Raw genomic sequence first — 21,366 nt, forward strand, 5'->3', positions numbered from 1 at the left:
GAAGTTATGATCGAGTCGGTATCGGTTGCCGGTCTGGACGTCAGCAACAACAAGCCATTCACCCTGTTTGGTGGTATGAACGTGCTGGAAAGCCGTGACCTGGCCATGAGCATCTGTGAATACTATGTAAAAGTGACCGAGAAACTCGGCATTCCTTACGTATTCAAAGCATCTTTTGACAAGGCCAACCGTTCCTCTATCAACTCCTACCGTGGTCCTGGTATGGAAGAGGGTCTGAAGATTTTTGAAGAAATCAAAAAGACCTTTAACGTGCCAATCATCACTGACGTTCACGAGCCTTACCAGGCTGCTCCGGTGGCGGAAGTGGTTGATGTGATCCAGCTGCCAGCTTTCCTGGCGCGTCAGACGGATCTGGTGGTGGCGATGGCCAAAACCGGCGCCGCGATCAACATCAAGAAGCCTCAGTTCCTGGCTCCGCATGAAATGCGTCACATCATCAAGAAGTTTGCCGAAGCTGGTAACGAGCGTGTGATGCTGTGTGAGCGTGGTTCCTGCTTTGGTTACAACAACCTGGTGGTGGACATGCTGGGCATGGATGAAATGAAATCCATGGCTCCGGTTATTTTCGACGCGACCCACGCCCTGCAGCGTCCGGGTGGTCGTGCCGACTCCGCTGACGGTCGTCGTCAGCAGGCGTTTGAGCTGGCTCGTGCTGGTATGGCGCTGGGTATTGCAGGCCTGTTCCTGGAAGCTCACCCGAACCCGGCTGAAGCCAAGTGTGACGGCCCATGTGCTCTGCCGCTGGATAAACTCGAGGTTTATCTGAAGCAGATGAAAGATGTGGATGCCCTGATCAAGTCGTTCGACAAGGTTGTGATCGACTGATTTTTAGCCGGTAATATCCTGCTTTGGGCCGGGCTTGCTGTAAAAACGGCATTGACACTATCCGGTTTAGCTGGGAGAATACCGGCCCTATTTAATAGCAGGCCCGAAATCTTTGGGCCCATATTCAAGTTGAACCCAAATTTGAGGAGCCGACTGTGGCAAATTCTGCTGGTTCTCGTAAACGCGCCCGTCAGGCTGTCAAGCGTCGTGCTCGTACTGTAGCTCTGCGTTCCATGGTGCGTACTTACATCAAGAAAGTGAACGCTGCTGTTTCTACTGGTAGTTACGAGCAGGCTCAGGCCGCGTTTATCAAAGCACAACCTTACATCGACAAGATGGTTAACAAGGGTATCCTGCACAAGAACACTGCTGCACGTACCAAGAGCCGTCTGAACGCCAAGGTATTCGCTCTGAAGGGTTAATTCCTTCTGAACGACAAAAAGCCCGCCTCTGGCGGGCTTTTTTGTATCCGCTGTTTTTGTGGCCGTAATTTTTGTCCCTGTTATGTTTGTTAACTGCCCGAACCAGAGGGTTCAGGGTTGCGGAGTCAGTAAGATGTCTGATGCCGGTAGTGCCACCCCGGAGGGTGGAAAACCACGCAGCCTGCTGCGTTCGTCCTCGATTGTAGGTGTTCTCACCATGCTCAGCCGGGTGCTGGGTCTGGCGCGAGATATGGTGGTAGCCCAGTATTTTGGTTCCCATCTCGACCCGTTTCTGGTCGCTTTCAAAATTCCCAATTTTTTCCGCCGCCTGTTTGCGGAAGGTGCATTTTCGGTCGCATTTGTTCCGGTTCTGACCGAATACCGCACTCGTCGCAGTCTGCAGGAAGTGCAGCTGCTGGTATCCCGGGTATCCGGGGCGTTAGGTCTGGCACTGCTTCTGGTGACTGTGCTGGCCATTTTGTTTGCTGATTATCTGCCCTGGGTGTTTGCGCCGGGGTTCCAGAGTGATCCTGAAAAATTTGCCCTCACCGGTGATCTGTTACGCATTACGTTTCCATATCTGTTTTTTATTGCCCTGACAGCGTTTTCCGGTGGTGTGCTGAATTCTTATGGGCGCTTTGCGGTGCCGGCGTTTACCCCGGTATTGCTGAACGTCACCATGATTGCCACGACTCTCTGGGGCAGCGAGTGGTTTGAAGAGCCGTTGTATACCCTCGCCTGGGGCGTGTTTTTTGCCGGTCTGGTGCAGTGGTTGTTCCAGATGCCATTCCTGGCACGGATGCAGATGCTGGTGCGGCCAACCTTTGTGCGTAAAGACGAAGGTGTGCAGCGGATTATTGGTCTGATGATTCCTGCCCTGTTTGGTGTGTCGGTCAGTCAGATCAACCTGCTGCTGGATACGGTGCTGGCGTCGTTTCTGCAGAGTGGCAGTGTGTCATGGTTGTATTACGCCGATCGCCTGAACAACCTGCCGCTGGGGATTTTTGCCATCGCGATTGGGGTGGTGATTCTGCCTGCGTTGTCGAGCCGTCATGCCAATGAAGAAAAGGACGGTTTTGATCGTACCCTCGATTGGGCAGTGCGGATGGTTATTCTGCTGGCGGTGCCGGCAGCGCTGGCCTTGACCGTGCTGGCGGGCCCTATGATGTCGACCCTGTTTTATCACGGTGAAATGACACCGAACGATATTACCCAGATGACCAGTGCAACGCAGGCGTATGCCGTAGGTCTGCTGGCGTTTATGCTCATCAAGGTGCTTGCACCGGGGTTTTATGCCCGTCAGGACACCCGTACACCGGTGCGCATCGGTATTGTGGCTATGGTCGCCAACATGGTGCTGAACCTGATTCTGGTGTGGCCACTGGCGCATTCCGGGCTGGCGCTGGCGACCTCGTTGTCGTCTTATCTGAATGCCCTGATGCTGTATCTGGCCTTGCGCAAGGCTGGTGTGATGTCGCCACAGCCGGGTTGGGGAGCATTTATGCTGAAGATGCTGATAGCCAACGGCCTGATGATGTTGTTCCTGCTGGGGCTGATGGGATCATTCGAACAGTGGCTGGAGTGGTCTACGGCTGAACGCAGCTGGCGTCTGGCGGGGCTTGTGTGCGGTGGTGGTGCGGTTTATCTGGTCGTGCTGCTGGTTGCAGGACTGCGTCCTCGTCACCTGCGCGGGGCCAGTTTCTGATCAAAAACGGGTGAATGGCGCAGGCTGTTGACCCGTAAAAGCCTAATTGCTGTTCGTTGGGGAGGGGGTTGGCTATAATCCGGCCCTTTGTGTTGTCCCTGAGTTTTTGAGGTAGTACCGGCCCAATGCGTTTGCTGCGCGGTTTACACAATATTCCTGATCCGTTCCCTGGCTGTGCGGCAACCATCGGCAATTTTGATGGTTTGCATCGCGGCCATCAGGCGCTTTTGTCGGCTTTGCATACGGTTGCGGATCAGCACGGTGTGCCAACGCTGGTACTGCTCTTTGAGCCACAGCCGAAAGAGTATTTTGCACCGGACAAGGCGCCAGCCCGGTTGGCGAGTTTGCGCGAGAAACTGCAGGATCTGAACGCCGATCACGTGGATTACGTCTTGTGTCTGCCGTTTAACCATGCGCTGCGCAGTATGTCGGCGGATGCTTTTATCGAAGACATCCTGGTCAAGACCCTGAAAATCCGTCACCTGATTGTGGGAGATGATTTCCGTTTTGGCTGCGACCGCAAGGGCGATTACCAGGCGCTGGCCAGCGCCGGTGAGCAAGCCGGTTTTGATGTGCAGGACTCCTCGACCTTTCTGGTTGCGGGGGAGCGCGTCAGCAGCACCCGTGTGCGCGCTGAACTGGCTGGCCATAACCTGCAAGGTGCTGCCGACTTGCTGGGACGTCCGTACTCTATGTCCGGGCGGGTTGCCCATGGCCGCGAGCTGGGGCGCACCATTGATACGCCAACCGCCAACGTGCTGATTCGTCGCAAGCAGTTGCCGATTCGCGGTGTTTTTGCGGTTCGGGTGCGTCATCAGGAAACCGGTGATATCTGGCAAGGTGTTGCCAATGCCGGTTACAAGCCCAGTATTACCAAAATTCCGGAGCCGTCTCTGGAAGTGCATGTGTTTGATTTCAACGGGAATCTGTACGGTCAGCATCTGACGGTAGAGTTCCTGTTCCGTATTCGTGGCGAGCAGGCCTTTGCCAGCCTCGATCACTTGCGGGCCGCCATTGCTGCTGACAAGCAGGCTGCCCGTGATTATTTTGCCGCTCTGGCCGGGCAGTCGCCTGCCGCCAGCTCTTGACCGTTTTGAACTTCAGGAAATTGACTTGTCATGAACGATAAAGTGGACAGCCAGTACAAACCGACACTGAATCTGCCGGATACCGAATTCCCGATGCGTGGCAACCTGTCCCAGCGCGAACCAGAAATGCTGGCTCGTTGGGAAGAAATGGGCCTGTACCAGAAAATTCGTAACGCCCGCGCTGGTCGTGACAAGTTTGTGCTGCACGATGGCCCTCCATACGCCAACGGCAACATTCACATCGGTCATGCCGTTAACAAGATCCTGAAAGACGTGATCATCAAGTCCCGTACCCTGAGTGGCTTTGATGCCCCGTACGTACCGGGCTGGGACTGTCACGGTCTGCCAATCGAATTGAAGGTGGAAGAGCTGGTTGGTAAAGCCGGTCAGAAAGTAACCGCCTCAGAATTCCGCAAGCACTGCCGCGAATACGCCCTCAAGCAGGTTGACGGTCAGCGCAAGGACTTCAAACGCCTGATGGTGCTGGGTGACTGGGAAAAGCCTTACCTGACCATGGATTTCAAAACCGAGGCGGACATCATCCGTACCCTCGGCAAGATCATCGACAAGGGCCACCTGCACAAGGGCTTCAAGCCGGTGAACTGGTGTCCTGACTGTGCGTCTGCCCTGGCTGAAGCTGAGGTTGAATACCAGGACAAGAAATCCATCGCGATTGACGTGAAGTTCCCGTTCGCCAATTCGGCCGCACTGCTGGCGGCATTTGGTGTGCAGAACGACTCTCTGGCCGACAAGCCGGTCAGCATTGTGATCTGGACCACCACCCCATGGACTCTGCCGTCCAACGAAGCGGTATCCGTACATCCAACGCTGGAATACTCGCTGGTTCTGCTGAAAGAGCAGGGCGAGATGCTGGTTCTGGCGGATGCTCTGGTGCAGGACGCCATGAAACGTTACGGCATTGGCGCTGACGGTTTCGAAGTTCTGGCTAATGCTCGTGGTGAAGTATTCGGCCAACTGCCGGGTCAGGAAGAAGCACCATTTGTTGTGCATCACCCGTTTATGCCAGCAACCGATGCGCACACCAAAACCGTTCCGGTGATCACTGGCGAACACGTGACCGCGGATTCCGGTACTGGTGCTGTTCACACCGCGCCAATGCACGGTGTTGACGACTATAACGTGTCGGCCATTTACGGTGTGCGTTCCGCTGAAATGCTGGTGGATGGCAACGGTAACTTCATCAGCAATCCAGCACTGGATGCTCTGGAGTTGAGTGGCCTGAGCACGGCCGACAAGGGCAACTTCAAGGTTCTGGGTCTGCTGGCGGAAAAAGGCGCACTGCTGAAAAAAGCCAACATCACCCACAGCTACCCACACTGCTGGCGCCACAAGAGCCCGATTATCTTCCGTGCGACTCCGCAGTGGTTTATCTCCATGAACCAGGCGGGTCTGCTGGAACAGGCCATGCACGAAGTGCAAAACACCGTGGAATGGCGTCCGGGCTGGGGCAAGGCACGTATTGAAGGCATGATGAACGATCGTCCTGACTGGTGTATTTCCCGTCAGCGTACCTGGGGTGTGCCAATCGCCCTGTTCGTACACAAGGACTCCAGCGAGCTGCACCCACGCTCTGCCGAGCTGATCGAACAGGTTGCTCTGAAAGTTGAAGAGAAGGGCATTGATGCCTGGTTTGACCTGGAAGCCGTTGAGTTGCTGGGTGACGAAGCCGCTGACTACGTAAAAGTGACCGACACCCTCGACGTCTGGTTCGACTCCGGTGTTACCCACACCGCTGTGTGCAAGGCGCGCGAAGAACTGACCTTCCCGGCTGACATGTACCTGGAAGGTTCTGACCAGCACCGCGGCTGGTTCCAGAGCTCTCTGCTGACCAGTGTGGCGGCGTATGGCCATGCGCCGTACAAAACCGTTCTGACTCACGGTTTCACCGTGGATGGTCAGGGCCGCAAGATGTCTAAGTCGCTGGGCAACACCGTAGAGCCACAGAAAGTTCTGAACAGCCTGGGTGGTGACATTCTGCGCTGGTGGGTAGCGGATACCGACTACAGCGGTGAAATGACGGTTTCTGACGAGATCCTGAAGCGTAATGCCGATGCCTACCGTCGTGTCCGTAACACCTGTCGTTTCCTGCTGGCCAACATCAACGGCTTTAACCCGGTAACTGATCTGGTAGCGGGTGAAGACCTGTTGCCGCTGGATGCCTGGATGGTGGATTACACCCGTCAGCTGCAGGACAAGGTCAAGGCCTTCTACCTGGATTACGACTTCAAGGGCCTGACCAAGACCCTGATGAACTTCTGTGTATCCGAGCTGGGTGGTTTCTACCTCGACGTGATCAAGGATCGTCAGTACACCTGCAAGCGTGATGGTCTGCCACGTCGCAGCGCCCAGACTGCGCTGTTCCACGTACTGGAAGCCATGGCGCGCTGGATTGCACCAGTACTGTCGTTCACTGCCGAAGAAATCTGGGACAACCTGCCAGGTGAGCGTGAAGAGTCGGTATTCCTGGCGGAATGGTACGAAGCCTTCCCGACACTGGCTGTAACCGGTTTCGACGACGCTTACTGGCAGAACATTCTGCAGGTAAAAGAAGCGGTTAACGGCGAGCTGGAAAAAGCCCGTGTGAACAAGAGCATCGGTGCCAGTCTGGAAGCCGAGGTGGTTCTGTATGCCGAGCCTGAACAGCAAGCTGCGCTGGCAAAACTGGGCAACGAACTGCGCTTTGTGCTGATGACTTCTGCCGCAACCGTACAGCCGTTCGATGCAGAAGCCGGTCAGGCATCTGAGCTGAAGGGCCTGCGTGTTGGTGTTCTGCCAACGACTCACGACAAGTGTGAGCGCTGCTGGCACCACAGCGCGGATGTTGGCCTGAATGCCCAGCACCCAACCCTGTGTGGTCGTTGCGTTGAGAACGTTGAAGGAGATGGCGAAGTTCGTCATTACGCATAAGTATGCAAAGCAAAGACACTGCCATCCGCTGGATGTGGTTGGCCATACTGGTACTGGTTCTGGACCAGGTAACCAAACAACTGGCGGAGCACCTGCTGGCATATGCCCAGCCGGTGCCGTTGTTGCCGGTGCTGGATTTCACCCTGTTGTACAACCCGGGTGCGGCATTCAGCTTCCTGGCCGACGAATCCGGTTGGCAGCGCTGGTTTTTCACCCTGATTGCGGTGGGTGTCAGTGTCATGTTGTCGATCTGGCTGGCACGTTTGCCACGCCAGCAGCGCTGGCTTGCTTGCTCATTGGCGCTGATTCTGGGTGGTGCGGTTGGTAATCTTGTTGACCGCATGCTGTTTGGCCATGTGATCGACTTTATTTCCGTGCACTGGGACGATGCCTATTTCCCGGCGTTTAACATTGCAGACTCGGCGATTACCGTCGGTGCCATCATGATGGCTCTGGACGTGATTCGTGACAGTTTTGCTCCTGCGGCCGATTCGTCGGTGGCAGGAAAACCGGATAACAATGCCTGAGAGGTGAGAAATGACCGCAGAAATTCGTAATGGCAGCCAGGTGCGTTTCCATTTTGCGCTGAAGCTGACCGATGGTCAGATCATTGATTCCACGTTTGAAAGTGAACCGGCCGCCATGACCGTGGGTGATGGTAATCTGCCGGAAAACTTCGAATCCTGTCTGCATGGTTTGAGTGCTGGCGCTCATGAAACCTTCAGCGTGCCACCGGAACAGGCGTTTGGTCAGCACAATCCGAACAACGTACAACGTATGAAACGTTCCGATTTTGCTGCGGATATGCCAATTGCTCCCGGTCTGGTGGTGTCGTTTGCGGATGCCCAGAATACCGAACTGCCAGGTGTGATTGCCGGCGTTGATGGCAACTGGGTAGAAGTGGATTTCAACCATCCACTGGCTGGCAAAACCCTGCAATTTGAAGTGCAGATCCTCGAGGTTGTGAATGCAGATTAAGCTCGCCAACCCGCGTGGTTTCTGTGCCGGTGTTGATCGTGCCATCGACATCGTTAACCGTGCCCTCGACCTGTTTGAGCCGCCGATTTATGTGCGTCATGAAGTGGTGCACAACAAGTTTGTGGTGAACGGCCTGCGTGAGCGTGGTGCGTTGTTTGTTGATGAACTCGACGAAGTGCCAGATAACAGCATCGTGATTTTTTCTGCGCATGGTGTCTCCCAGGCAGTGCGGAAGAATGCAACAGACCGTGGTCTGCGTGTATTTGACGCAACCTGCCCGCTGGTTACCAAGGTTCACCTCGAAGTGGCCCGTTACAGTGCCGATGGCAGCGAATGTATCCTGATTGGTCACAAGGGCCATCCGGAAGTGGAAGGCACCATGGGGCAGTATGATCACTCCCGTGGTGGCGATATCTATCTGGTGGAAAACGAAGCTGATGTGGAGCGTCTGCAAGTACGTGATGAATCCCGTCTGTCTTATGTGACCCAGACTACTCTGTCGATGGACGATACTGCACGGGTGATCGATGCTCTGCGCAAGAAGTTTGTGCAGATTCAGGGCCCGCGTAAGGACGACATCTGTTATGCCACCCAGAACCGTCAGGACGCCGTCAAACGTCTGGCATCCGAATGTCAGGTACTGATGGTGGTGGGTTCGCCAAACAGCTCCAACTCCAATCGCCTGCGTGAACTGGGTGAGCGTATGGGAGCCAAGGCTTACCTGATCGACAACGCCAGTGAAATCCAGCCGGAATGGGTTCACGGGATCGAGGCCGTTGGGGTTACCGCGGGTGCTTCTGCTCCGGAAGTGCTGGTGCGGGAAGTGATCAGCAAACTACGTGATCTTGGTGGTGAGGCGCCGGAAGAAATCGCTGGTACAGAAGAGAACGTGGTGTTCACGTTGCCGAAGGAGCTGCGAATGGTCGACGTTGGCTGATCGCCAGCTTCGATAATTTGCTCATAAAAAAGCGCCTTCGGGCGCTTTTTTATGAGGCTGGATCTGGCCAGGACAAATTACCAGCTCACCTCTGTGGTGTCAGGCAATACCCGTACGGCACGCCCCAGGGTATTGGCTATCAGGTTACCGTCATTCACCTGGCTGCCCTGGGCTTTGGCTTCAACCTCTACGCATTGGGTCAGGGTCATACCGGTGCAAGCACGTGCCACGATGTGATAACGGCCATCATCGGTGGTGACATAAGCCGATGAACCTGAGCCGGTTACGGTCATACCGAGTTTGGCCAGTTCATTGGTATAAGTGACGTTATCGGCGTAATAACGTTCCTCTCCGTTCAGAATGCTGCTGATTGCTCCAACCGCGTCGGTGCGATGTCCCTTGCGAACCTGATTCTGGTAAGACGGCACTACCACGGCCGTGAGAATGGCGATCACCACCAGAGTGATCATGAGTTCTACCAGAGTGAAACCGGCCGCCAGTCGATGTGTGTTAAAGCGAATTGTCATCTCGAACTCTCTTAAAGACTCAGAAGTTGGCGAGTGCCACTGTGGTGGTCATGATCTGACGGGCAACACCATCGGTGAAGGTATAAGGCGCTGCATCCAGCAGTACGTAGCTGCGTTGCTCTTCACCACTGGCGTTTTCGGCCCATGATCGGGTCAAAACACTTATCCGAACAGCCGAGACATTAGACATGTCCGATATGTCACTGGCACGCACATACCGTGTAATGGCACGGTTATCACTGCTGCTTCCCTCAGCATAGAGAATCTGTAGCCCTTCAACGCCGGATGCGATGGTCTGGGCTGGCGCCACGATTACACCGCTGTCGTCGTAGGTAACACAGCGCAATACATCGTCGTAGGCATCACCATCGTTGCCATTGTCACGTACTACCCAGTAGACATCGGTAAGAACGGTTTCATCATTAGTCAGTGCCGCGTTGGTGCTGAGGTCTACGCCGGTGCAATCCTGGCCATCACGTGCGTTACCACTGCTGGTGGAGTAGGTCCGCTGCAAGGCCAGACGATCGCTATTAGCGGCGTCATCGCTGTTGAAAGAACAGTTGCCTCCGACCGCAGGAGGCATGGCAGAGCCGGCCGCACAAGCTGATGCAAATGGCTGCACACGGTCGGCGCTGATATTGCTGTTGTAACCGGCTCGTCGGGCTTCGGTATGCAACCAGCTCAGTACAAAACGACCAGACTCCTGCGCCTGTGCTTGTCCATTGGAACGCGAGGCGGTCTGACTGCTGGTCATCATGATCGACATGGCGAAATAACTGATCACCAGAGCCAGTACTCCGGCGATCATTAATTCGACAAGGGTGATACCGCGTTGTTGTTGCAGACCACGCGACAGCAGGGGGCGTTGACGCTGAATCATGGGGTGAACTCCGTGGTCAGGGTCAATGTGCGATCCTGGATGTCATCTGAATCGACGTAAATAAAATTGCCATTGGCATCCTGGCCGCCGGAGCGAGCGTCCCAGCTGAGACTGATCTGTACATGATCATCCACGGCACCATCGGTAAAAGTTACTATCAGTTGTGGAGTAGCAATAAAGTCGGATGCACTTTTTCGCGTAAATACTGACCCTGATACTTCCCAGTTACTGGAGCAGGCGACGTCCCACAAATCAGAAGCCGCCAAGGTAGCAGCAGTGCAAGTTGCATCAGCGATGGTAATGTTATTGCCATTATATTGGTTGGAACACATGGGAGTCGGTGGAGCGCTGCAGTCCACGGCTACTCCGCCAGTATCATAAGCGGACGCCGCAGCAGAATTGGCGCGAATACGATTGGTCAGGTCTTCGAGCATCCAGCTAGCCTGGGTACGGCCCCCCGCATCTTCTGTTGAGCGATTGACTTCCAGTTGCAAAGCAGCGATGCCAGCGAGACCAATGATACTGATCACAACGGTGATCATCACTTCGATCAGGGTGTACCCCTGCTGACGAATAGGGGAATATCTCATGGGCAGGCACCTGAGGTAATCACGGTTTGGCCGATGAAGTTGATGTTGATGGTGTGGCGGTGTTCCCCCTTGCAATTGGTGACGGCAATCAGCAGGGAGCCGGTTGAGGCGCGTCCCTGACTGTCGAAACTTAAGGGGGCACTTGTGGTGAACGTGCTGCTGATGGTGTTGGCAGCGGCGGTATGCTGACTGTTGGAGCCGCGGGTTCTCAGAAGCGTAGCACCTTGCAGTACTTGCCAGCCGATGTTCCAATCGCCACTGAGTGGCTGGACATTGACGGTATTAGCGAGAACCACGGCTTGGCTGCGTGCAAAGGCGATATCCATTTCCAGATGGTCACGCAGAGCGTCGGCGGTACGGTTTTGCATCATTCCATTGATGGAAGGCCCTCCCACCGCCGCCAGAATGGCGATGATGGTAAGGGTAATCATCATTTCAATCAGGGTCAGGCCACGTATGGCCCTCCCCTGAAACAGGTGGGATACAGCTATCATTCTTCCCTCCAGTAATTTCGATAAAGGGTGGCGTTGGCATCCGGTGGACACTCGAGTTCGGCACCGATGATTATGGATTGTCCATTTGGACAACCACCACCACCGCCACCACCAACGGTACCGTCTGCAACGGCTTTTTCAACAATCAGCACGGGACTTGGCGGAATTCCTCCTTCTTCCAGATCTTTTTCGATCAGAATGGGCGGCTCTTTTACAACGTTGCCGTTTTCATCCAGCTTGTAGGTACCGTTTTTCAACATATATACCCGCGCATCGCCGATATCCGGTTCACAGCCACTCTGGGTATTTGGATCTGATGGCCGATAGGTGGTGAAATAGCTATAACCACTGACCGTGATGGAGTCGGACAATGCTTTTTCCCCTTCATCTGGCAGGGTGTAGAACAGCCCGTTATGAATCTGGTTGGCCGATGCTGAGCTGAAGCTGCTGTAGTTAGCCAGATCGGAACGGTTCAAGGGGCTGTAACTGCTCGGTACCGTCAGTGTGTCGTAGTCATTGATCAGGTACAGGCGGTCGGTGGCGCTGTTATCCAGTGGATGTGCGCGGTAACCAGAGCCGATCGCAATCTGGAAACGTTCCTGCGAGTACAGGGTGCCTGTAGACGAGTTATAAAACTGTCCCTCATTACTCCAGCTAACATCCGGAGAAGTAAAGAAACGGACGTTCTCGGAGGCCGAGTTGTCAGCCCCCAGATCAGCAATCACGCCACCTTGAGCATAATCAGCAGCACCTGCGCCGGTATCGGCCCCGGTAAAGTCGATACGCCAGATACGTCCACCCATATCAGAGGCATAGAGCATATCAACAGTACCGTCACCGTCCATATCTACCGGAGCGATGTTGGATGGAATGGCACTGGTCATTCCTGTCAGGCGTAAGCTGGCATCAGCTGACGGAGAGGCTTTCCAGAGCAATGCGCCGGTCGCCGGGTCAACCATATAGATGGCATTACCCATGGTGGCATCCGTGCGGATATCGTTGTTGTCTTCAGCTGGATCGTAACCACCGCCAAACACCAGAACGTCTTTTTTGACGCCGCCCCATTTAATAGTGATCGGTGTCATTTCTGACCAGGTCTGCCCCAGCTCAGAGAACGAACCTGAGCCGCCGTTAATCTGCCACAGATATTTGGGTTCGGCTCGGTCGCTGACGTCGAGTGCGTAGTAGTTACGACCACCACGGCGCATACCGCTGTAAAGATAGGCTTGTTCATTATTGTCGATGATCAGATTGCCGTTGCTGTCGTTATGCCAAACGCTGATCTGGCCATCCATACCGTACATCTTGCTGCCACCACCGGCGTAGTAGGCAGCGAGGTTTGGCAGCAGTTCTTTCGGAACAAATGAAAAGTGTTCGTATGGGCTGTCGATGTTGGTGTTAAACGCGTGCAGATAACCACTGTTGGTGCCCACATACAGAACACTGTCCGGAATCTTTTCGCCGGAGCCGTTGATGGTATACCCATAGGTCAGCAGTGCTGGACGGCTGTGTAGCGGGTCTTCCATTTCACGACGAGCAAGGGTCGGGTTGCCGTTCAGAACGTCATAACCAGATGACCACAGCAGCAGTTTGGTGAAATTGTCCGTTGACAGGCTGGTACCGAACATTGCCTGGGTCAGGTTGCTATTGGAGCTACTGATGCGATTGGCAGAAGCGGTCAGGGATGTATTGCCGCCTAACCAGGTGGCAATATTGCGTGACGCCGGAGCGGTCAGGCGGCGGGCAATACCACCGGTGGTGACGTTGGCGCCATCCGGAGAGTCTTCTGAGAGTGTCCAGAAGCTGACGGCGTTATCCGCAAAAAATCCGGTAGTGTCATCCACCGCTGCCGCATCGCGGGAATCGACGATTTCACCGTCAGAGAGACGATAACGCTTGATATTGCCTTGCCAACGCACGGTGCTGGCTGGGCTGAATACCGAGAAATACAGCTGGTCGGTATGCTCCATGCTGTTAAAGGCGTTCACCGCCACAGCGGGTGCCGAGAAGCTGCCGCTGTTGCTGGAAATGTTGGCAAATACCTTGGTCAAGGCTTCTTTCAGAGATGCGGCGTCGCTACCGTTACCGGAAATACCGCCACCGTAGGAAGCCATGGCATCGAGGCGATTCTGCGATGCACCGGAAATAAAACCACCAATGGTGTGAACGTAAATACGTTGGGTGTCTTCCAGGGCGGTGGAGTTGTCGGCGTGGTAATAGAACCATGCCAGTTCTTCCGCACAGCCACCCTCACCAGAGCAGCTGGTCGAGAAGTTGCTGGCGGTTGGGTAAGTACTGGCAGGCAGGGTTTGCACCAGGCTGCGTACGGTTGTGTTGATATCCGTATCCTGGTTGGGTTCGCCGTCGGTGAACACCACAATATGGTTGGTCTGACATTCGTCGTTCATGGGCGAGATGTATTTGCCAGCACCGTTGTGAGCATCGTCCAGATTCAGATATTCGTTACACACGGTCTCCGTCCGGTTTTCGACGGTGTCGGGCGTTCCGGCAACCGGGCCGGTGGTGTCGTTGGCAATGTTGCTGCTGTAAGTACTTTCGTTAATACCGGCGTTGACCAGCTGGGTTTTGGTGCTGCTGCTGAGGCTGCTCCAGATGGTGAACTCACCGGTATCCGCATTACGAATACTCGAAATCAGCGATGTATCGAGCACAAACCACCAGGGCACCGAGCCAGTGCCAAAGGTTGTTGAAGTCAGGCCATAGGTATTACGGAGCGTGTTTTTGGCACTGCTATTCAGGCTGCCCCAGGATTTCCAGGTCAGGGATGGATTGGTTTTGTAGGTATAGGGAATGACCCACAAATCATTCTGGGCGACGGTCCACCACCATGGGTATTGAGTAGGAGTGCCGGGGATTACCACTTGTGTGACTTGTTCACTGGTGCTCACACAGATATTGCTGTTGTCGGTAACCGTGGTGCCGTATTTGATGTTGTCACCGCGAAGAAATGCGCCTGCTTCATAAACGGCTTCAGTGAGGGGGGTATAACCGTTGGCCGTATAGGAGTTGAGGACCGAACTGACCACCGAGCGGGTGCCATCGGCATCAATCGACATCATAGGTGTACTGAGGCGTCCGCCCTGGTTGTTATTGAAGCGCATCAGGGCAATATTGATATTGCTGGTACTGTTGATAACGTCAATGGCCGCCTGACGAACAACCGCCAAACGAGTGCCCTGCAGAGTGCCGTCGCTGTAAACGTTACCGGCCATACTGCCTGATGTGTCCATCACAAACACCACGTTTGGGGTACTGGAAGCATTGCTGCTGACATAGATTTCGGTGTCGTCAGCCTGTGCCGGTGGAACAGACAGTAGTCCTATTGCTGTTAACGATAGCCAGTAGAGTTTCATGGGCTGTACCTCAATACGGTCCTTTGTAGCCGCCGAAGCGAATGTAGGTGACTTCCTTTTGCTGACGATCTACCCCGAGATAAATCACCGGGTAGGGGTGCGACAGGTACAGCTCAGTCGCACGCTTGAGGTCAATGGGAGTGTCCTGATCAAAAAATTCGTTGTACCGGCTCAGCTTCAGAGCGGTAATGGAGCAGTCTTCACACAGGCGAGCCTGTGCTGCTCCGCCCGAGAAGGCTACCAGGTCGGTGGCCGCAATATGGTATTCGGCAAAACCGCCCAGCGTTGGTGACTCTTCTGTCGCCAGGCAATACGAAGCCATTGCCAGACTTGCCAGCAAACACAACCTTTTCATTGTCTCGTCTCCCTGAGTCGGGCTGTTATTGCGGGGCAGCGCCCATCACAACAAAGCCCTGGCGTTGTACTGAGCTGATATTGCCGCCGGCATTACTCGCGATAACCTGGCTGGCGAAGTAGTAAGGAGCCTGGGTGCCAGCACTGTTGCCAGCGGAGTCCCGAAGCGAATATTTCTTGCCGGATGGCAGTTGGTCGACGCTGACAAGGTTGGATACCGAGTCAACGGCTTTCAGATCATCGTGTTCCGGCGCGGTCCAGCTACTCTCGGAAAAAATATCGATGGTGGTATCACCGCTGGCAGCACCGGCGTTGACATTGTTTTGTTCGTTGGTGATCAGGGTGCCGAGCGCATCGGTGGCACCATCACCGCTGCCCAGGTTGGCCATCATGGATTCAATGCTGCTATAAGCTGCCGTGAACATTTGCTGCTTGAATTGCATGTTGGTTGTCATCTTGACCTGCAAGCTTGAACGTTGCATGGCCACACTGGCACCCAGAGTCAGCAGAGTGAGAATGGCCAGACTGATCAGCAGGGCAGATCCGCGCTGTTTTCTGGCTCGAATCGGCGCACTGCCAGAAAATGTAGTATTTTGGTAACTGATTCTCATTTTCTAGTAGCAACTTTAACTTTAAGTAAAAATGATGAGGGATATTGCTACTCAACATAGGGGTTTTGCAACTGCTCAAACGCCAGGCGTTTCAGTTTTCGGTGTTAACGGTTACCTCAAAAACACGGAATATTTTGACCGCTGGCAGCCTCCGGAAGCCCGTCACCATTAGTATCTCGACCAGTTCTCACTCGACCCATCCGCGACACAATCCATACAGAAGTTGAATAACGATTGTTCGGCAAACGACGACAATAACTGAGTGAGCCATTGTTAACGGCAGCAAAGCCACGTTCGTCAAACATCAGTGCCCGGTTAGGATAATGGCGTTTCACATCGTTATCAGCGGCTGGAATGGTCTGAATAACGGTTTCGTTGGTGTCGAGCGCACGATTGCCGTTGCGGTCCTGAAACAGGGTGAGGGATGCGTTCCAGTTGTTGTCGCAGCGCTGCTGGCTGTCGAGTGGACAGAGTGTGGCATGTGATTGCAGGGCAACCGCTGTGGTCCGGCTAGTGTCGATCAGGGTTTGTAGCTGCTGGATTTCGTAATAGCCACGCTGTTGTAACAGGAAGCCATCAATGGCGGGGAATACGAACGCAAACGAGATACTGATGATCAGCAGGACAATCAGCAGTTCGGTCAGGGTCATGCCGTGCTGATCATTGGAGACAGGTACGGGTGAGGCAAGTACATTCCTTTGCATGGATATTCCTCCCTGGATGGTATGAACCATTTAAAGCCAGGGAGGTGCGCTTGTCTGTCCAGAAAAAGCATGAGATTTCGGAGAATTTTCCTCAGTCTTTTTACTGAGGCAATTTGGGCAATTTAATCAATTCTCAGCTTCTTGCAGCGGTAGCGCAGTGCCCGGAAACTGATTCCGAGCTTTTCAGCAGCGGCGGTCTTGTTCCAGCGCGTGGTTTCCAGTGCATGAGTGATAGCGGAACGTTCGATGTTTTCCAGATACATCTCGAGATTGCTGGTCTCGATGGGGTGCTGGATGTCAGAGATTCCTGAGCTTGTGCTCTCCAGATTGCCGTCATTCAATGATCTGTCATCGGATGCATCATTTGGATTTTCAGCGTTGCTAACAGCCAAAGATGACGTAGGGCGGCTGCTCTGGCCAGGCAGATGCAGATCATAGGCCGTGATTTCGTCACCTTCAGCCATGGTAACGGCCCGTTGCAGGATATTTTCCAGTTCCCGCACGTTACCCGGGTATTCGTAATTCAGCAGGCATTGCATTGCCTCCGGTTCGAGGCGGGCTTCTGGCATTCCCCATTCCTTGCTGTATTTGCGAATAAAGTGCTGTACCAGATGCGGGATGTCATCCGAGCGTTCGCACAGGCGTGGCACTTCCAGCTGGATCACATTGAGGCGGAAAAAAAGGTCTTGGCGGAATTTTTCATCCTCGACCATTTTGCCCAGATTCTTGTGGCTGGCGCTGACGATACGGACATCGACCGGCACTTCATGTTCGCTACCAACGGCCCGGATGGCTTTTTCCTGGATCACACGCAGCAGTTTGGCTTGCATGTCGAGGGGGAGTTCAGCGACTTCGTCCAGAAACAAGGTGCCGCCTTCCGCGGCGCGAAAGAAACCTTCTTTTTCGCCGGTTGCACCGGTGAAGGCTCCTTTCTTGTGGCCAAAAAATTCACTTTCCATCAGGTCTTTGGGAATAGCGCCGCAGTTTACCGGAATAAACGGTCCTTCGGCACGGGAGCTCTGGTGATGAATCAGGCGTGCCACCAGTTCCTTACCGGTACCGGATTCGCCAAAAATAAATACCGGCGCCTGGGTGCGGGCGACTTTCTGGATACGCTCCTTGAGCTGGCGCATGGGGGCTGACTGGCCCAGCAACGCATCGGAAGAGGGCAGGCTTTCCATATGAACCGGTACGCGGGTCAAACGCAGAGCGGCATTGGCCAGTTCACGCAAGCGGGTGATGTCAACCGGTTTGGCGACTACATCAAAGGCTCCCGCCTTCAGTGTCTCAATCGCCATTTCCATATTGCCGTAGGCGGTGATCATGGCCACTGGCATATCCGGATAACGCGAGTGGCAGAGCTGGATTATGTCCATACCGTTGCCATCGGGCAGCTTCATGTCGGTCAGACAGAAATGAAATGGACGTTCGCGCAGCAATTGCAATGCTTCGCTGACGGTCGCCGCCTGGCTGCAGTCGAGGTCCATTCGCCCAAGGGTCATGGCCATTAACTGGCGGATATCGGGCTCATCATCAATGATGAGGACTGAGTACTGCTTCATGAATGTGTGTCCGTTCTCATCATCAGGCGAAAACAGCTGCCTGATTCGGTAGGTTGATACAGCAGGCTTGCCTGGTTGGCTTCACTCAGTTCTCGAGAAAGATACAAGCCAAGTCCGGTGCCATTATGTTCAGTGGTGTGGAAGGGTTCAAATAAATGCGCCAGTTGTTCAGGGGCAATACCACCACCATTATCGACGATATCCAACTGGATGCGCTCACCATTGGTGGTTACGGATGCTTCCAATCGCAAGCTTGCCTGGTCCGGATTCTGTTTGAGTGCATAACGCAGGCCGTTACCGCAGAGGTTATAGAGAATCTGTTGCAGATGATCAGGGTCAAACATCACCATCAACTCGCGATCACAATGGATTTCCAGAGTGAATACCAGCTCTTTATGCTGGCTACGAAATTGTTCGGCGAAATGCTGTAACCAGGGAGCAAGACGCAAACCTTCCTGCATTGGCTGGCGTTTGCGCGACAATTGCAGTATGTCTTCGATGGTGCGGTTGATCCGCATGCAATGCTGTTCAATTACCTGGGTCAGATATTGCTCCGAAGACTGCAGATAAGGCGTTTCGGCCAAGAGCTGGGATGCCTGGCGCAGGGCGCTGAGCGGGTTGCGAATTTCGTGAGCGATACTGGCAGTCAGACGACCAAGAGAGGCCAGTTTTAGCTGCTGGGCGGCGGCATTTACGCTGGATTGTTCTTCGATAAACAGCAGAAAATCACCCGGTTCGCCATCGTTCAATTCAACCTTGCGAATGGCAAGCTGTTGATCGTTAACCTTCAGCTTGCAGATTTCTTCACCATGGTGATGGGGCAGGCACTCGCGTACAACCTGGGGCAATCCGGGGCCTTGATCCAGACCAAGCCATTGCTGGGCTTTCTGGTTAAAAAACAGCACTTCCATATCCTTGTCGCAACCAACGATACCATGTGGCAGGTCCAGTAGTGCTTGCCAGCTGAAACGTCGCAGGCGGCGGAGCCGGGCGGCTTCTTCGGTGGCCAACGCCAGAGCGCTGCGCAAACGGGTCGCCAACGCCTGGGTGAGAGCAGCCAGCAGGAAGCACAGACCGCCATAAAAGCCCGAAGCAAACAGTACGTTGGTATCATAACGGTCTGGCAGGTAGTGCAGGGTAAACATCACAGCCAGCGTGACCCAGGCGGCCACGGCATAGCCGAGCATACCTGGAGCTAGCAGGTTGGCGATCACCACGCTGAACAGAATCAGGCTGGAGAAACCACTGGTGAAGCCACCGGCAATCGACATCAGAAAACTGAGAATGGCGGTTTCAATAAAGAAGTAGGCGGTGGCATGCTGCACATTGGGGCCGAGCCAGGCAATCACTACAAACATGGCGGCAAGGGCAACATAACCGAGGGTTAACCAGAAGCGCAGCAGTGAATTCGGGTTGCCCATAATCTGTCCGCTGGTATCCATCACATGAATGGACACCACAACCAGAGCAACCAACAGTGAATAAATTGCGTAGAATCGGAGCAGACGGTTGCCTCTGACGGCGAGCTCGCTTGCCTGAAAAACCATGTCTTTACTGTCTCCTGGCGGCTGCTTGATAAATCCGCGTTGGTTGTTTGCGTAACCGTTGGCAAAAACCGACAATACCGCGAAAAACATCGAAAGGTAACGTATTACATGTCCGAGACACTCCAGATTGCCTTGGCGCAGTGCAATTTTCTGGTTGGCGACATCGTCGGCAACTGCGACCGTATCATTGCCGAAGCGGCGACGGCTCGTACCCGGGGTGCGGATATGGTGCTGTTTTCCGAACTGGCCCTGACCGGTTATCCACCAGAAGACCTGCTGCTACGCCCAAGCCTGCAGCCACGCATTGAAGAAGCCCTGCATCGAATAGCTGCATCCAGCAGTGGTATTGCGATTGTAGTGGGCTTCCCATGGCGTGAGGATGGCCGTCTTTATAACTGTGCTGGTATCTGGTCTGAAGGCGCTTGCCTGGGCCGTTATGCCAAACAATGTTTGCCAAACTATCAGGTGTTCGATGAGCAGCGCTATTTCAGCGCCGGTTATCAGCCTCTGGTGGTTGATTATCGTGGCCATCGTCTGGGCCTGACCATTTGTGAAGATATCTGGCATCAAGGGCCAATCGACCAGTGTGTTGGTGCCGGTGCGGAACTGGTGCTGAACCTCAATGCTTCGCCGTATCACATTGGCAAACACGATGAGCGTGTGAGCCTGCTGAAAGAACATACCAGCCGCCTGGGTGTGCCGATCCTCTATGTGAATCAGGTGGGTGGTCAGGACGAACTGGTGTTTGATGGCGCCTCGTTTGCGATGGCTGGCAACGGTGATGTGGTTCTGCAAATGGCCGAATGGAACGAATGCCAGGCGGATGTGTGCTGGAATGGCTCGCTGCTGACTGCGGTATCGGCTAATGCTGCCCTGCCTGAATCCGAACTGGCAAGCCTGTATCAGGCGCTGGTTACCGGCGTACGTGATTACGTTAACAAGAACCGTTTCAAAGGTGTGGTACTGGGGTTGTCTGGTGGTATCGACTCGGCATTGACGCTGGCGATTGCCGTTGATGCGCTCGGTGCCGACCGGGTTGAGGCGGTGATGATGCCGTTTGCCTACACCTCTGACATGAGCAAGGAAGACGCTGCCCTGCAGGCGACCAAAATGGGCGTTCAGTATCGATCGATTTCGATTGCGCCTATGTACGATGCCTTTATGGAATCGCTGGCGGAGAAGTTTGCTGGTATGGCGCGTGATACCACCGAAGAAAACCTGCAGTCGCGCTGCCGTGGTGTGTTGCTGATGGCGATTTCCAACAAGACCGGTTACATGGTGCTGACCACTGGCAACAAGAGTGAAATGGCGGTGGGTTACGCCACGCTTTACGGTGATATGGCCGGTGGTTACGGTGCGATCAAGGACGTCTACAAAACCCGTGTGTTTGATCTGGCCAATTATCGCAACAGCATTGAGCCGGTGATTCCGCAGCGCGTGATCGATCGCCCACCGTCAGCCGAGCTGGCTCCGGGTCAGGTGGATCAGGACAGCCTGCCGCCGTATCCGGTGCTGGATGCGATTCTGGAGTCCTACATTGAGCAGGACATGAGCGCCGAAGCCATTATCGCCAGCGGCTTCTCCCGTGAGGATGTGATGCGGGTAGTACGTCTGGTTGATATCAACGAATACAAGCGTCGCCAGGCACCGGTGGGTGTGCGTGTTACCCGTCGTGGTTTTGGCCGTGATCGTCGATATCCGCTCACCAATGGCTGGAAGGCTGGTGTTTAAGTGTGAGCGATGGAGTCTCAGGCATACTGGGTGTGTCTGGGGCTTCGGAATCCCAGACAATAAAAAAGCGGCCTTGGCCGCTTTTTTA

19 protein-coding genes are annotated in these 21,366 nt (G+C 54.4%); 9 read left to right on the forward strand and 10 right to left on the reverse strand.

What is annotated here, in order from left to right:
* Positions 1-6 precede the first annotated feature (6 nt).
* From kdsA to ispH, 8 genes are all read left to right on the forward strand, one after another.
* A complete protein-coding gene (kdsA, locus tag OUO13_RS04260) occupies positions 7-846 on the forward strand; it encodes a 3-deoxy-8-phosphooctulonate synthase (RefSeq protein ID WP_283172611.1) in 840 nt (279 codons plus the stop codon).
* Between the two features lie 155 nt (positions 847-1,001).
* A complete protein-coding gene (gene rpsT, locus OUO13_RS04265; RefSeq protein ID WP_283172612.1) occupies positions 1,002-1,268 on the forward strand; it encodes a 30S ribosomal protein S20 in 267 nt (88 codons plus the stop codon).
* Between the two features lie 133 nt (positions 1,269-1,401).
* Positions 1,402-2,973, forward strand: coding sequence for a murein biosynthesis integral membrane protein MurJ (murJ, locus tag OUO13_RS04270; RefSeq protein WP_283172613.1), 1,572 nt, complete (start codon positions 1,402-1,404; stop codon positions 2,971-2,973).
* A gap of 125 nt (positions 2,974-3,098) precedes the next feature.
* Positions 3,099-4,061, forward strand: coding sequence for a bifunctional riboflavin kinase/FAD synthetase (gene ribF, locus OUO13_RS04275; RefSeq protein ID WP_283172614.1), 963 nt, complete (start codon positions 3,099-3,101; stop codon positions 4,059-4,061).
* 30 nt (positions 4,062-4,091) lie between these two features.
* Positions 4,092-6,989 (forward strand): isoleucine--tRNA ligase, encoded by a 2,898-nt coding sequence (gene ileS, locus OUO13_RS04280; RefSeq protein ID WP_283172615.1) that lies wholly within the window; start codon positions 4,092-4,094, stop codon positions 6,987-6,989.
* Positions 6,990-6,991: 2 nt separating this feature from the next.
* On the forward strand, positions 6,992-7,516 hold the full coding sequence (gene lspA / locus OUO13_RS04285; RefSeq protein ID WP_283172616.1) for a signal peptidase II: 525 nt from the start codon (positions 6,992-6,994) through the stop codon (positions 7,514-7,516).
* Positions 7,517-7,526: 10 nt separating this feature from the next.
* Complete coding sequence (locus OUO13_RS04290) at positions 7,527-7,967, forward strand: FKBP-type peptidyl-prolyl cis-trans isomerase (protein ID WP_283172617.1); 441 nt, start codon at positions 7,527-7,529, stop codon at positions 7,965-7,967.
* The gene (gene ispH / locus OUO13_RS04295) at positions 7,957-8,904 is read left to right on the forward strand and encodes a 4-hydroxy-3-methylbut-2-enyl diphosphate reductase (protein ID WP_283172618.1); all 948 of its coding nucleotides are present in this window, start codon (positions 7,957-7,959) and stop codon (positions 8,902-8,904) included. Before OUO13_RS04290 ends, ispH begins: the two co-directional genes overlap by 11 nt.
* A gap of 77 nt (positions 8,905-8,981) precedes the next feature.
* Here the strand turns inward: ispH and OUO13_RS04300 are convergent, their stop codons facing one another.
* The 10 genes from OUO13_RS04300 to OUO13_RS04345 form a co-directional block, all read right to left on the reverse strand.
* Positions 8,982-9,431, reverse strand: a complete 450-nt coding sequence (locus OUO13_RS04300; protein WP_283172619.1) for a type IV pilin protein — start codon at positions 9,429-9,431, stop codon at positions 8,982-8,984.
* Positions 9,432-9,450: 19 nt separating this feature from the next.
* Complete coding sequence (locus OUO13_RS04305; protein WP_283172620.1) at positions 9,451-10,311, reverse strand: PilW family protein; 861 nt, start codon at positions 10,309-10,311, stop codon at positions 9,451-9,453.
* The gene (locus OUO13_RS04310; protein ID WP_283172621.1) at positions 10,308-10,901 is read right to left on the reverse strand and encodes a type IV pilus modification PilV family protein; all 594 of its coding nucleotides are present in this window, start codon (positions 10,899-10,901) and stop codon (positions 10,308-10,310) included. The genes OUO13_RS04305 and OUO13_RS04310 overlap by 4 nt, the downstream gene beginning before the upstream one ends.
* Entirely contained in the window at positions 10,898-11,395 is a 498-nt protein-coding gene (locus OUO13_RS04315) for a GspH/FimT family pseudopilin (protein ID WP_283172622.1), read from the reverse strand. The genes OUO13_RS04310 and OUO13_RS04315 overlap by 4 nt, the downstream gene beginning before the upstream one ends.
* Complete coding sequence (locus tag OUO13_RS04320) at positions 11,392-14,769, reverse strand: PilC/PilY family type IV pilus protein (protein ID WP_283172623.1); 3,378 nt, start codon at positions 14,767-14,769, stop codon at positions 11,392-11,394. Before OUO13_RS04320 ends, OUO13_RS04315 begins: the two co-directional genes overlap by 4 nt.
* 10 nt (positions 14,770-14,779) lie before the next feature.
* Positions 14,780-15,124 (reverse strand): hypothetical protein, encoded by a 345-nt coding sequence (locus OUO13_RS04325; RefSeq protein ID WP_283172624.1) that lies wholly within the window; start codon positions 15,122-15,124, stop codon positions 14,780-14,782.
* A 25-nt stretch (positions 15,125-15,149) separates the two neighbouring features.
* Complete coding sequence (locus OUO13_RS04330) at positions 15,150-15,734, reverse strand: pilus assembly PilX family protein (protein WP_283172625.1); 585 nt, start codon at positions 15,732-15,734, stop codon at positions 15,150-15,152.
* Between the two features lie 116 nt (positions 15,735-15,850).
* Positions 15,851-16,438 (reverse strand): GspH/FimT family protein, encoded by a 588-nt coding sequence (locus OUO13_RS04335; protein ID WP_283172626.1) that lies wholly within the window; start codon positions 16,436-16,438, stop codon positions 15,851-15,853.
* A 122-nt stretch (positions 16,439-16,560) separates the two neighbouring features.
* Positions 16,561-18,000, reverse strand: coding sequence for a sigma-54-dependent transcriptional regulator (locus OUO13_RS04340; protein WP_283172627.1), 1,440 nt, complete (start codon positions 17,998-18,000; stop codon positions 16,561-16,563).
* Complete coding sequence (locus tag OUO13_RS04345) at positions 17,997-19,547, reverse strand: sensor histidine kinase (protein WP_283172628.1); 1,551 nt, start codon at positions 19,545-19,547, stop codon at positions 17,997-17,999. The genes OUO13_RS04340 and OUO13_RS04345 overlap by 4 nt, the downstream gene beginning before the upstream one ends.
* 108 nt (positions 19,548-19,655) lie before the next feature.
* Between OUO13_RS04345 and OUO13_RS04350 the strand changes: the two genes are divergently transcribed.
* Positions 19,656-21,278, forward strand: a complete 1,623-nt coding sequence (locus OUO13_RS04350; RefSeq protein ID WP_283172629.1) for an NAD+ synthase — start codon at positions 19,656-19,658, stop codon at positions 21,276-21,278.
* Positions 21,279-21,366: the final 88 nt, after the last annotated feature.

Source organism: Parathalassolituus penaei (assembly GCF_026626885.1).
Taxonomy (GTDB): domain Bacteria; phylum Pseudomonadota; class Gammaproteobacteria; order Pseudomonadales; family Oceanobacteraceae; genus Oceanobacter; species Oceanobacter penaei.

Excerpts from the sequence above, each read along its gene's own strand:
- kdsA (WP_283172611.1), top strand. The coding sequence starts at position 7 with ATGATCGAGTCGGTATCGGTTGCCGGTCTGGACGTCAGCAACAACAAG.
- murJ (WP_283172613.1), top strand. The coding sequence starts at position 1,402 with ATGTCTGATGCCGGTAGTGCCACCCCGGAGGGTGGAAAACCACGCAGC.
- ribF (WP_283172614.1), top strand. The coding sequence starts at position 3,099 with ATGCGTTTGCTGCGCGGTTTACACAATATTCCTGATCCGTTCCCTGGC.
- ileS (WP_283172615.1), top strand. The coding sequence starts at position 4,092 with ATGAACGATAAAGTGGACAGCCAGTACAAACCGACACTGAATCTGCCG.
- lspA (WP_283172616.1), top strand. The coding sequence starts at position 6,992 with ATGCAAAGCAAAGACACTGCCATCCGCTGGATGTGGTTGGCCATACTG.
- OUO13_RS04290 (WP_283172617.1), top strand. The coding sequence starts at position 7,527 with ATGACCGCAGAAATTCGTAATGGCAGCCAGGTGCGTTTCCATTTTGCG.
- ispH (WP_283172618.1), top strand. The coding sequence starts at position 7,957 with ATGCAGATTAAGCTCGCCAACCCGCGTGGTTTCTGTGCCGGTGTTGAT.
- OUO13_RS04300 (WP_283172619.1), bottom strand. The coding sequence starts at position 9,431 with ATGACAATTCGCTTTAACACACATCGACTGGCGGCCGGTTTCACTCTG.
- OUO13_RS04305 (WP_283172620.1), bottom strand. The coding sequence starts at position 10,311 with ATGATTCAGCGTCAACGCCCCCTGCTGTCGCGTGGTCTGCAACAACAA.
- OUO13_RS04310 (WP_283172621.1), bottom strand. The coding sequence starts at position 10,901 with ATGAGATATTCCCCTATTCGTCAGCAGGGGTACACCCTGATCGAAGTG.
- OUO13_RS04315 (WP_283172622.1), bottom strand. The coding sequence starts at position 11,395 with ATGATAGCTGTATCCCACCTGTTTCAGGGGAGGGCCATACGTGGCCTG.
- OUO13_RS04320 (WP_283172623.1), bottom strand. The coding sequence starts at position 14,769 with ATGAAACTCTACTGGCTATCGTTAACAGCAATAGGACTACTGTCTGTT.
- OUO13_RS04325 (WP_283172624.1), bottom strand. The coding sequence starts at position 15,124 with ATGAAAAGGTTGTGTTTGCTGGCAAGTCTGGCAATGGCTTCGTATTGC.
- OUO13_RS04330 (WP_283172625.1), bottom strand. The coding sequence starts at position 15,734 with ATGAGAATCAGTTACCAAAATACTACATTTTCTGGCAGTGCGCCGATT.
- OUO13_RS04335 (WP_283172626.1), bottom strand. The coding sequence starts at position 16,438 with ATGCAAAGGAATGTACTTGCCTCACCCGTACCTGTCTCCAATGATCAG.
- OUO13_RS04340 (WP_283172627.1), bottom strand. The coding sequence starts at position 18,000 with ATGAAGCAGTACTCAGTCCTCATCATTGATGATGAGCCCGATATCCGC.
- OUO13_RS04345 (WP_283172628.1), bottom strand. The coding sequence starts at position 19,547 with ATGGTTTTTCAGGCAAGCGAGCTCGCCGTCAGAGGCAACCGTCTGCTC.
- OUO13_RS04350 (WP_283172629.1), top strand. The coding sequence starts at position 19,656 with ATGTCCGAGACACTCCAGATTGCCTTGGCGCAGTGCAATTTTCTGGTT.